Source organism: Planifilum fulgidum, from assembly GCF_900113175.1.
Classification (GTDB): Bacteria; Bacillota; Bacilli; order Thermoactinomycetales; family DSM-44946; genus Planifilum; species Planifilum fulgidum.
In genome coordinates, this window is sequence record NZ_FOOK01000025.1 from 42,031 (window position 1) to 50,748 (window position 8,718).

10 protein-coding genes are annotated in these 8,718 nt (G+C 60.2%); 1 reads left to right on the forward strand and 9 read right to left on the reverse strand.

Features of this window, described 5'->3' with window-relative positions; all coding sequences use genetic code 11:
* Positions 1–9: 9 nt before the first annotated feature.
* Positions 10–570: a CGNR zinc finger domain-containing protein gene (locus tag BM063_RS12980; RefSeq protein WP_177199154.1), complete on the reverse strand. Its 561-nt coding sequence runs from the start codon at positions 568–570 to the stop codon at positions 10–12.
* A gap of 246 nt (positions 571–816) precedes the next feature.
* Here BM063_RS12980 and BM063_RS12985 point away from each other — a divergent pair, with 246 nt between their 5' ends.
* Positions 817–2,040, forward strand: coding sequence for an MFS transporter (locus BM063_RS12985; protein WP_177199155.1), 1,224 nt, complete (start codon positions 817–819; stop codon positions 2,038–2,040).
* 88 nt (positions 2,041–2,128) lie between these two features.
* Here the strand turns inward: BM063_RS12985 and BM063_RS12990 are convergent, their stop codons facing one another.
* The 8 genes from BM063_RS12990 to BM063_RS13030 all read right to left on the reverse strand — a co-directional run.
* The gene (locus BM063_RS12990) at positions 2,129–2,890 is read right to left on the reverse strand and encodes a sirohydrochlorin chelatase (RefSeq protein ID WP_092039734.1); all 762 of its coding nucleotides are present in this window, start codon (positions 2,888–2,890) and stop codon (positions 2,129–2,131) included.
* A gap of 84 nt (positions 2,891–2,974) precedes the next feature.
* Positions 2,975–3,274: a hypothetical protein gene (locus BM063_RS12995; protein WP_092039736.1), complete on the reverse strand. Its 300-nt coding sequence runs from the start codon at positions 3,272–3,274 to the stop codon at positions 2,975–2,977.
* Between the two features lie 311 nt (positions 3,275–3,585).
* Entirely contained in the window at positions 3,586–5,019 is a 1,434-nt protein-coding gene (gene gatB, locus BM063_RS13005) for an Asp-tRNA(Asn)/Glu-tRNA(Gln) amidotransferase subunit GatB (protein ID WP_092039740.1), read from the reverse strand.
* On the reverse strand, positions 5,016–6,482 hold the full coding sequence (gene gatA / locus BM063_RS13010) for an Asp-tRNA(Asn)/Glu-tRNA(Gln) amidotransferase subunit GatA (protein WP_092039742.1): 1,467 nt from the start codon (positions 6,480–6,482) through the stop codon (positions 5,016–5,018). The genes gatB and gatA overlap by 4 nt, the downstream gene beginning before the upstream one ends.
* Positions 6,483–6,495: 13 nt before the next feature.
* Complete coding sequence (gene gatC / locus BM063_RS13015) at positions 6,496–6,786, reverse strand: Asp-tRNA(Asn)/Glu-tRNA(Gln) amidotransferase subunit GatC (RefSeq protein WP_092039744.1); 291 nt, start codon at positions 6,784–6,786, stop codon at positions 6,496–6,498.
* A 321-nt stretch (positions 6,787–7,107) separates the two neighbouring features.
* Positions 7,108–7,263, reverse strand: a complete 156-nt coding sequence (locus tag BM063_RS17710) for an LPXTG cell wall anchor domain-containing protein (protein WP_177199156.1) — start codon at positions 7,261–7,263, stop codon at positions 7,108–7,110.
* A 950-nt stretch (positions 7,264–8,213) separates the two neighbouring features.
* A complete protein-coding gene (locus BM063_RS18345) occupies positions 8,214–8,288 on the reverse strand; it encodes a hypothetical protein (protein WP_425439166.1) in 75 nt (24 codons plus the stop codon).
* 111 nt (positions 8,289–8,399) lie between these two features.
* Positions 8,400–8,718, reverse strand: a 319-nt coding sequence (locus tag BM063_RS13030; RefSeq protein WP_218154409.1) for a transposase, incomplete at its 5' end; no start/stop codon positions are given.

Genomic DNA, 8,718 nt, shown 5'->3' on the forward strand with positions numbered 1-8,718 from the left:
CCCCGCGGCTCACCGCCGCTGTTTTTGCCTTTGGCGCCAGCGGTTCACCTTGGCGATCGTGCCGCATGCCCTGCCTTCGGGTCCGTCGGCATTCATGCTGCACCAAACCTTGCTTTTGTTTCGGGTGTTGTCATAAAAAACCCAACGACAGTCCGGACAAGCCTTGAACCGCTCCCACTTGCCCTCGGACACGGCCTCCACGGCCAAAGCCAGCAATTCTCCGCAGAGGCTCCCGCCCCCCCTGTAATGCACCCGTCCGTTCCGGATGCAAGCCGTCACAGGATATTTTTCCAGCCACCGGTTGAGAAACGTCGCATCGCCCTTTCCCAGATGGTTGCGCAAGTCTTCCCGGAGACGCACCACTTCCTCTTTCGGTTCCGCGGCGATATCGGGGCCGAAATGGGCATCCCGGAACGAGCGGACATCTTCGTCTTCCCGAAGATGATCCGTCGCCACCCTCGTGTCGTTGGGGATTCGCCAGGTATTCAGAAAAGCGCGGAGAACTTCGAGCCGGCCCGGGGCCTGCTGATTTTTTTGCGCGGGTTTCCGGGCTCCTTCCCGGGAATTCATGGTTTCCACCCACATTCGAAGAGGCTTCATCGGCAGGAATATTATAACACAGTCGGCTCGGGCATCCCCTCGTCTCCGGCGACGTTGCCGCGCGCGACGCTTCCGCCTCCGCCCCCCAAACGCCGCCGCAGGTTGTAAACCACTAAAATAAAATAGATGGTTGCGCCTGGGAGGGATCTGCAGTAAAATGTGATCAGTCGATGATTAACCATCAAAATAAAATTGACGGTTACAAGGAGGCGAATCGTGGGTCCTTTCCACCTGTTCCGAAGCAGCATCAGCCTGCTGCTCTGGTCCGCCCTGGTCCTTGGTGCCGCCAAATTTTCCGTCACCGCGTTCCTCGCGGTCTATTTGTCCCAAATCCTCCGGCTTCCCGCTTGGCAGACAGGCACGATCCTCAGCACCGCCCTGATCGTCAATTACGCCCTGCCCGCCTTTTCGGGAGCGGTGACGGACCGAATCGGATACCGGACTGCCATGGCCCTGGGGTGCGGTTTCATCGGCGCCGGCTATTCCCTCTTCGCCCTGTCCGGGATCTTTCCGCTTCTGGTGCTGGCCGCCTTTTTCGTCGGGCTGGGGAGCGCCCTGTTTGATCCCTCCCTCCGGGCGGCGCTGGGACACTTGCCTAAAGCCCTGAGAAAAAGGGCCTTCACCGGTCTGAACCTGGCCCTGAACGGCGGTGCGGTGCTGGGAGCGGGGCTGGGCGGCGGAGCCGTCTCTCTGTTCAATGAAAAAAGCCCCCTGATCATCGGGGCCCTGTTGAGCTTGGCACTCGCGGCATCATTCCTGATGTTGGGAACCCATCTTCCCGGCGGTTCCCCTTCGGGGCGCCTCCGCCAAACGATCCGCAACGTGTTTTCCAATCGGCGCTTTCTTCGGTTTTCGCTCACCATGAGCCTGTATTGGATGATGTATGCCCAACTGACGGTGGCATTTCCCCTTCAGATGTTCCATCTCACCCGGGACAGCCGGTGGAGCGGCCTGATCATCCTGACCAACGGGCTCTTCGCCCTCCTCTTCATGTTTCTTGTCCGCCGCCGGCTGGAGCAAACCGTCTCCCTCGAACGGATCCGGATCGGCTTTGCGATCACGGCCGCGGGTCTGGCTGCGGTTCCCCTTCAGGCATCGGCCCCTTGGGTAATCCTCTGTGTGCTGCTCTTCACTATCGGAGAAACCTTCGCCCTGCCGGGGATGGACATCGCCGTGGCGGAATTCAGCCGATCCAGAGACACGGCAGCCCATTACGGCGTCTTTGAGCTCTCTTTCGCCCTGGGAGGCTCCCTGGGAAGCTATATGGGAGCCGTTTGGATGGAGCGCTGGGGGGAAACTGCCTGGCCGTGGATTCTCCTCAGTCTGCCGGGAATCGCAGGATTTTTCCTGATGCACTATCTGGTGCGCGATCTGAGAGAAAACCCGGGCGGGCAGAATCTTTCCCTGCGTGCGGCGACCCGCCGCAGGTTTTTCCCATAAAATCAGGCGGAGTCCTCCCGCCGGCCGCTCCCGGTGCAAGGGGGCCCGTGCGCAGAGGTCTCCGCCCGCTCGCATCTATCCGCCCGGTTCACATCACCGGCTGCTCCTCCAGTGCCTCCCGCACGGTAGAGGTGATCCATTCGGACACGAGAGGATGGGGCAGATATGTCCGCCCGGAATAGACGTAGGGAATCCCCTCCAGCCGGGAGGGAATCACCTTCCGGGTGAAATAGCCTTCGCTCAGAAACAGGGGAACCACCAGCAACCGGTATTTCCGGGCGAGATCCTCCGCCCGCCCGCGCAGGTTGTCCGGGTGAAAGGTGGCGCTGGAAACCCCGGCAAATCCCGCCTCCCGCTGAATCTGAACAGCCAGGCGGTCCATCGCCCGTTCCCATTCTTTCCGCAAAACGGGGGTTTCATTGCCGTGCCCGACCAACAAAACCCATTCGTCCTGCGGATCGGCGCTGAGTTCCCTCGCCCGTTCCGTCAAAATCCGGGCGATAAACGGGTGGTCGTCCATCGGGCGGCAAAACCGCACCCGGGCATCAAACTCGATGGGCGTCACATCCACTTCGACGGGCCAGGGCGGCTCCACGCCCAGCATCCGGGCGATTTCAGCGATATGGGCGCTGCCGGAGGAAACGAAGAGCGGAACGGCCACAATCTCCTCCACTCCCTGTGCCTCCAGAGATCGGATGGCGTCGGGAATCGCCCGTCCCTCCACCATTTCCAAAAAACCGACAGCGACCGGCATTTCCACATCCACCCGTTCGACGGCGTCGTCCACCATCGCCACCCATTCGGATTTGCTGGAACCGTGAGCTATGACCAGCGCACCCCGTTTCCTCATCGTCTCACCTCGTTCTCTGCTGTTCTCCCCATTATATCACCTGAACAAAATTCTTCCTGGGAAGATTTTGTGACATTCCCTCCGCTAGCGCGAGAGCCGCCGAACCGCCTGCCAGGCAAAAAAGGCGAAGAAGAGACTGACGAAACCGCTGAGGACGTTGGGCTCCCCCATGAAAAAAAACTGCATTCCCGCGTTGGCCAACAGAAGAAGGATGAGCAAATGGTACACCCATCGATGGAAGGGGTTTCCGCTCAGCTCGAAATAGGTGACAAACAGATAGAGCGCGATCAAGTACAAGTGGACCGAATAAGCCGGTTCCGCGGCGAGATACAGGGTTCCCCAAACAAGCATGAGGATAATCAGAATGCGGTAAAAGATCAGCAAACCTTACACCCCATTTGACCGAATTGAACATGACAAACGCCGTCCGGCAAGAACCGGCGGCAGACATCCCACATCAACGCGAGGGAGGCGGGTGCACCGTCCGCCCCTCGCCGAAAGGCGGAACGAAGCGGCCCTTCTCCTGGGCAGCCTTTTCGATCCCGAAAGAAAAAGAAATGCCCGGATATTTATCATACCATGTTTGTCCCCCGATGAAAAAAGGAAGCGAAGCCAAAAAAACGGCCACCTCCGCGGGAGCATGCGGTCGGAGGTGGCGTAAAGCGGGTTGCGGGAGGGAAGATTGGGGAACTGTTTCACTGCCCGATCTGTTCCCGGATCAGCCGGTTGACGATCTGCGGATTGGCTTTTCCCCGGGTGGCCTTCATCACCTGGCCGACGAGATAACCGAGGGCGCGATCCTTTCCGTTTTTGAAATCGGTGACCGACTGAGGATTTTCTTCGATCACCCGGGCGACGATCTTTGCCAGTTCCCCTTCGTCGCTGATCTGCACCCAGCCCTTTTCCTTCACGATTCTTTCCGGATCGCCGCCCTTCTCCACCAGTTCCTTAAACACGTTTTTGGCGATCTTGGTGCTGATCGTTCCCTTCTGGATCAGGCCGAGCATCCCCGCCAGGCCCGCGGGGGTGATCCGGGTCTCCTTGAGCTCCTTGCCGGTGGCGTTCAGGTAACCGAGGAGCTCGCCGGTAATCCAGTTGGCGGCTCCCTTCGGATCCGCGCCCGCCTGCACCGCTCCGTCAAAAAAGTCGGCGATCGCCTTGACGGCCGTGAGCAATCCCGCATCGTAGGCGGAAAGGCCGTATTCCCGCATGTAACGATCCCGGCGGGCGTCGGGAAGTTCGGGAATGGAGGACCTAACCCGCTCTTTCCACTCCTCGTCGATGTGCAGGCGAACCAGATCCGGCTCCGGGAAATAGCGGTAATCGTGGGCCTCCTCCTTGCTGCGCATCTGCTTGGTCCGGCCCTCGTCCTCCAGCCAGCGCAGGGTGGCCTGTTCCACCTTTCCCCCCGAATCGAGCACTTCCCGCTGGCGCCGCTCCTCGTACTCCAAGGCCCGCTCCACATTGCGGAAAGAGTTGAGATTCTTCAGCTCCGTCTTCGTCCCGAAGGAACTGCTTCCGACGGGCCGCAGGCTGATGTTGGCGTCGCAGCGGAGAGAACCTTCCTCCATTTTCACATCGGAGACTTCGCAGTACTGCATGATCGCCTTCAATTTTTCCAGATAAGCCCGGGCCTCCGCCGGGGAACGGAGGTCCGGTTCGGAAACAATCTCGATCAGGGGCACGCCGACCCGGTTGTAATCCACCAGGGAACCGTCCCCGTTTTCGGAGTGGATCAGCTTCCCCGCATCCTCCTCCAGATGGACGCGGGTGATGCCGATTCTCTTCCGCTTCCCGTCCACGTCGATTTCGATCCAGCCGCCGGTTCCGATCGGCTGATCGTACTGGGAAATCTGATACGCCTTGGGCAAATCCGGATAGAAGTAATTTTTCCGGTCAAATTTGCTGTATTCGGCGATGCGGCAATTCAAAGCCATGGCCGCTTTCATGGCGTATTCCACCGCCTGCCGGTTCAACACCGGCAAAACGCCGGGATGCCCCAGACAGATGGGACAGGTGTGCGTGTTGGGCGGCGCGCCGAACTCCGTCGAACAGCCGCAAAAGATTTTGCTTTTCGTGGAGAGTTCCACGTGCACTTCCAATCCGATTACCGTTTCATAGGCGGTCACGAACGCTCACCTCCCAACGGGGGTTCGGGAAGGGGCCCGGCCTGTTGCTCATAGGCATGGGCCACCCGCAGAACCGTCTCCTCGTCAAAGGGGCGGCCGATCACCTGCAGACCGACGGGCAGCCCCCCGCTCAAGCCGCAGGGAACGCTGATCGCGGGCAACCCGGCCAGGTTGACCGGAATGGTGCAGATGTCGTTCAGATACATGGTCAGCGGATCATCCACCTTTTCACCGATGCGGAAGGCGGTGGTCGGGGTGGTCGGTCCGATCACCACGTCGTACTTTTCAAAGATCTGGTCGAAATCGCGCTTGATGAGGGTCCGCACCTTCTGGGCCTTCAGGTAATAGGCGTCGTAATAGCCGGAGCTGAGGGCGTAGGTGCCCAGCATGATCCTCCGCTTCACCTCCGGCCCGAAACCGACGCTGCGGGTGTTGTAATACAACTCCGTCAGGTTGTCCGCGGGCGCGCGGACTCCGTACCGGATTCCGTCGTAACGGGCCAGGTTGGAGGAAGCCTCCGCGGGGGCCAGCAGGTAGTATGTCTCCACCGCATAGCGGATGTGGGGCAGGGAAACCTCTTCACATACCGCTCCCATCCCCTCCAGCACCCGAAGCGCCTCAAGCACCCTCTCCCGGACGCCGGGTTCGATTCCATCCCCCATCAATTCCCGGGGAACGGCCACTTTCAGCCCCTTCACTTCCCCGGTCAGGGCTGACAGGTAATCCGGAACCTCCACGTCGGCGGAGGTGGAATCCATGGGATCATGCCCGGAAATCACCTGCAACACGTAGGCGGCGTCCTCCACACTCTTCGTCAGCGGTCCGATCTGATCCAGCGAAGAGGCAAAGGCGACGAGACCGAAGCGGGAAACGCGCCCGTAGGTGGGCTTCAGGCCGACCACGCCGCAGAAGGCGGCCGGCTGCCGGATCGAGCCCCCCGTGTCCGATCCCAGGGCAAAGAAAACTTCTCCCGCGGCCACCGCGGCGGCGGAACCTCCGCTGGATCCCCCCGGCACCCGTTCCAGATCCCAGGGGTTGCGCGTCAGATGAAATCCCGAGTTTTCCGTGGAGGAACCCATGGCAAACTCGTCCATGTTCGTCTTTCCGACGGGAATCGCCTGGGCGGCCCGCAGTTTTTTCATGACCGTCGCGTCGTAAATCGGGATGTAGTTGGCCAGGATTTTGCTGGCGCAGGTGGTGAGCAATCCCTCGGTGCAGATATTATCCTTGATGCCTGCCGGAATGGCGGCCAGAAGTCCCCGCTCTCCGCCCTCCGCCAGCTGTTTGTCCAGCTCCTCCGCCCGGGCGCGCGCCCCTTCCCGGTCCACCGTGATAAAGGCGCCCACGCGGTCTTCCACTTCGTCGATCCGTCTCAGGGAAAGGTCCACCAGTTCCCTGGCGGAGCAGTCCCCTTCCGCCAGGCGCTTATGTATCTCCTTGAGCGACTTTTTGAGCAGCGACATCGTATCCCCCCTTTTATTCCTCAAATACCGGAGGCACCCGGAACAAGCCGTCCTTCTGCTCCGGCGCATTGACCAGCACCTTGTCCCGCGGCCAAGAGGGCCGCACCTCATCCTCCCGGAGCACATTGGCCATCGGCAAGACGTGGCTGGTCGGCTCCACGTCTTCCGTGTCCAGCTCGTTCAATTTCTCCACAAAGCGGAGAATATCATTCAGCTGAACCGTAAAGCGTTCCACTTCTTCCTGGTTGAGCGACAACCGCGCCAACCGGGCGACATGTTGCACCTGTTCCTTCGAAATCGACACGGACCTGTCCCTCCTTCCGCGATGTCATGCGAAAACGCGCGTCTTCTCCCGCTGCCTTCCTATGACAGTATAGCACAAACGGGGCGGCTCAACCCCTCTGCCCCACAGGTTTCACAGGCTCCGCCCGTAAGCTCGGCGATGATCCGAACAACGGCGAAACCTTTTTCTTTCAGGAAGATAAAGCGGCAATCCCATCGGTTGAAAACAAAAGAGCACCCGCATGGGGTGCTCAACGGGCTCCGCGGATCATCCGAGGGCATCGAAATCAGTCACTGTATTCTGACGAGAACGACTAGATACGGGAAATCCCCGAGGGGGTCTTCAACCCCGGGACGGGCGGAGTTTCAACAAGGCCATGCCCGCCGCCATGATCAGACTGCCCACCAAAGACATCAGCGGATAGGTAGTGGCGGTTTTCGGCAATTCTCCGCCTTCATCCTCGGAATCGGACTGATCAGACTGTCCGGACTTGGGCAACTCGGAACCCCCCTTGGCCGGAGATTCCGGAAGTTCGGGCTCTTGCACGGGTTGCTCGTCGGAATTCCCCGGCTCCTCAGGATCTTCCGGTCCGGGAGTAGGAGGATGGCCGGGACCGTCACCGGGATCGCCGGGACCGTCACCGGGATCGCCGGGACCGTCACCGGGATCGCCGGGACCGTCACCGGGACCGCCGGGACCGTCACCGGGACCGCCGGGACCGTCACCGGGATCGCCGGGACCGTCACCGGGACCGCCGGGACCGTCACCGGGATCGCCGGGACCGTCACCGGGACCGCCGGGACCGTCACCGGGACCGCCGGGACCGTCACCGGGATCGCCGGGACCGTCACCGGGATCGCCGGGACCGTCACCGGGATCGCCGGAGCCGTCACCGGGACCGCCGGAACCCCCTTCATCAGGATTATCAATGTTACCGGGATCTTCAATGGGGTCCGGATTCAGCCCGCCCCCCGAATTGTCCGAGTCTTCGTCCTCCCCGTCGGACGGGGTGTTGATCCTGATATCCAACTCTGCCAAGCCCAAATCCACGTCCACTTCCACTCCGGCTTCCTCAGCCGGTTCCTCCGACTCCGCCGGATTGGCAAAAGCCGTCGGAATGGCCATAAAGGCGGTGCCGAAAAACAGAGCAAAGGCAGCCAACAGCGATTTCTGTTTCAACCGCTCGATTACCTCCTCGCTTTATGGGCTGCCCTCGAAACCATCCGCGGAAAATGGGATGAAGAGACGGATGGGATCTGCCTCACCCGGAAAACGGTCGGGCAAATCCATCCGTCGGGCAAGCGAAGGTCCGCTTCATCGATGGGGTTTCGGGAGGTCCCCCGCGGCGTCGCCGGGAAACAGCGCAAACGGATCCTTTGCCCGCTTTTCCCGGGATACAGCCAACGGAAGTCCTGCCAAGGCTCCGGTCCGCCGATCCCGGAAACGGATCAGCTCCGGGAAGGACGAACCCTCAACAGCGCCAAACCGGCCGCCATGACCAGCCCGCCCAAAAGCAACATCATCGGATAGGGCGTGGCGGTCTTCGGCAGCTGTCCGCCGTTGCCGGAAGCAGCATTGTTGACGGAAGCGGCATGGCCGGAAGCATTGCCGGATGCCGCGGATTTAGTGCCCCTTCAGGCAACCTTGATCTTGTTTTGTTCTTTTAAGATGGCTTCGTGATGTTTGTTTTTGTTGCGCCAACGGATGTATGCTTGGATGGCTTTAGCCAATTCATCATGAGATGAATAATTGCTTCCTTCGAAAACGAACTTGCGAAGCGGGCCAAAATGACATTCAATCCGGTTTAACCAAGATGCATATGTCGGCGTATAGATCAACTCCACGTTGTTTTCACGGGCCCAAGTCTTGACTTTCTTATGGTGGTGAGGGGAAAAGTTGTCCAGCACAATGTACAACCGCTCACTCCGATGATAACGGCGACGCAACACCTTC